The sequence below is a fragment of the Vibrio sp. GLN_1 genome (assembly GCF_043106015.1).
Lineage (GTDB): Bacteria > Pseudomonadota > Gammaproteobacteria > Enterobacterales > Vibrionaceae > Vibrio > Vibrio parahaemolyticus.
Map to the genome: position 1 here is coordinate 1 of NZ_JBICMD010000005.1, position 2,186 is coordinate 2,186.

At 42.9% G+C, this 2,186-nt stretch carries 3 protein-coding genes; all 3 read right to left on the bottom strand.

Annotated features, from left to right (window positions below; translation table 11 throughout):
• Nucleotides 1-171: 171 nt before the first annotated feature.
• Nucleotides 172-435 carry a hypothetical protein gene (locus ACF8OV_RS02695; RefSeq protein ID WP_276406274.1) on the bottom strand — a complete coding sequence of 88 codons (264 nt, stop codon included), beginning with the start codon at nucleotides 433-435 and terminating at the stop codon, nucleotides 172-174.
• Between the two features lie 449 nt (nucleotides 436-884).
• Nucleotides 885-1,100, bottom strand: a complete 216-nt coding sequence (locus tag ACF8OV_RS02700) for a hypothetical protein (protein ID WP_392404323.1) — start codon at nucleotides 1,098-1,100, stop codon at nucleotides 885-887.
• 76 nt (nucleotides 1,101-1,176) lie between these two features.
• The coding region (locus ACF8OV_RS02705) for a phage/plasmid replication protein, II/X family (protein WP_392404324.1) at nucleotides 1,177-2,186 on the bottom strand (1,010 nt) is incomplete at its 5' end.

Below are 2,186 nucleotides of genomic sequence, written 5' to 3' on the forward strand. Positions count from 1 at the left end.
AAAAAAGGAACTTAACAGAAAGCCAGTCAATCATAAGGCTAGGGTTTGTAGGCTCGTGAGAAACGAAGTTCTCAGGCACCGGATTCTTACGATGAGCCTCTAAAAGTTTCTGCACCTCTGGAATCAGAGGAACGGATTCGATAGACCTGACAAACTTTCCGTGTCCCATTTCTATTCCTCAGTGTCAGAAGATCCATTCATCTTCAAAAGAGTGGTTCCAAGAGCTTGAGCCATTAAACTTTCATAACCGCTAATATTCCCGCTCTTAGCTTCTCTAATTGCTTGAGTCATAAGCTTTAAAGCCTGAACATTTTCAAGAAGACAATGAACAACGAAAGTCGATTGAGCTTGCCCGCTAACCTCAGAGAACTCCGCCAAAGCCTCATCCAATTCCTTGGGTAATGAGATAGTTATACGTCTCTTATCAGTAGCCATTTGTAATCCAAAGTAAAAAGGTGATGCACCAAGATTATTAGTGAAGTATTCCGATGTCAAGACTCAAGTGCCATTTCGTGGCACAAAAGTCGGAGGGTGTGAAGCACGCTGGAATAAGGGGATTTAGCAGGTAGTGGTGTCATCCGTGGCACAAAAGTCGGGTATCACTAAGACCCGACTCGAACTAACTGCGGAATTCCGCACCCTCTCCTCCTTCTCCTTCGCTCAGCCTCGCTTCGTCGTGCGTCGTTGAGGGATGCGAATTCGTGAGAAAGATTCTCAACTGATTTATATGTATATTTTGGGAAGTGGGGAAATGGATGCGAAATTCGCACAAGGGTGCAGGGGATGCTGACGCGCGGATTCAAATATTTAGACAAGGGTTCGGCATGGGTTCCGCTTGTCGGCTTATCGGAAAAATAAAAAAGGGGCACAAGGCCCCAAAATTTTTATTGTTCCAACAAGCTTGGATTTACTTCGAGTGCTTGGAGCATCATGCAGTAACCATTAACAAATTGGATGAGTTCGTATTGTTGCTCTGATAATTCCCCCAGAACGGAGGCACTTACATGTTCTTTTGGTAAGCCTGCAATGCAGGTCGAAAGATTTTCTAAGTCAGTAAGTAGATCTTTTAAGCCAGAAATAGAATAATTTAAGTTAGTCATAATTAACTCCAGTACAGTTAGTTTTGATTAGCCTTGGGTATGTTGTAGGAAACATGCCCAAGGCGAAATTAAAATATTATCCCCTCGATAATTTTCTCGGTTCAAATAACAATTCAGTTCCAAATGCCCAATCTGGAATACCACAAGGGCGCATTTCAATAACTCGATTTAGCGGTACAACATTGGAGGTCGGCTCCTTTGCGTTTGGTATGGAAATATCAATTCCAAACTCAAGCAGCTCACGGCGATGTCGATAGAAAGTTCGTTTAGGAAGAGTAGTTTTAAGGCAGTAGCCTTCCTTCCAGGAAAGGTAAGTTAGACCGAGGTGACGCGGCAACTTCAAGGTAATATCATCAATTGGTTTCTGGTCACTCATTTCCACACGCCCAAGGTATTCTTTGTAAACTTCCCATATATCAATATTAAACCAAGAAGATCCAACATTCAGCCCAAGCTTAACAAGTTCCTTGCTTCTCAAAGTAAGTTCAGCCCTAAGTTTGTTATTGGCAAAATCAGGAAGTGAGGTTAGTTGAAGTGGGGCAGGAAGTTTGTGAGATTCAATCTCTTGTCCCTTGGAGTAAAACTTGATACTCCATCTTTCTGAATTCTTACCAAAGTAGACCGTGTTGCCCTTGGCGACCGCAGTCCCGTGCCGTGTTCTTGCTGTTCGCTCAAGGGCAGACAACCACGATAAAACATCCAAACGAGAACCAAGTTCAAACATTCCATTTATATCGATACGGCTAATCGTATATTGTCCTTCTCGTATCCCTTCACGAATAAAATCAGGTTGTTCTTTACCAAACTTTTTAGCTAAAGAATCAAAGAGTTCATAGACCAAATTGCAAAGGTCGGAAGTGCCAAAAATGTTATGGCCTTGGAACCATTTTACAGGGTTCCCCGAAACAGAAAGAATCCAAATATTTCTTAATTGGGGAAGGTCTGGCAATCGCGCTGGCTCAGTGCGTATTAAAAGGCGAGTGTCATGACTCCCATCAACCTTCAAGTGCTTATCTAGTGTGTACTCGATTTCACCATCTGGAGTCGTGGAGATAACATTGCCCCCATTGAGGCATTCATCAGACC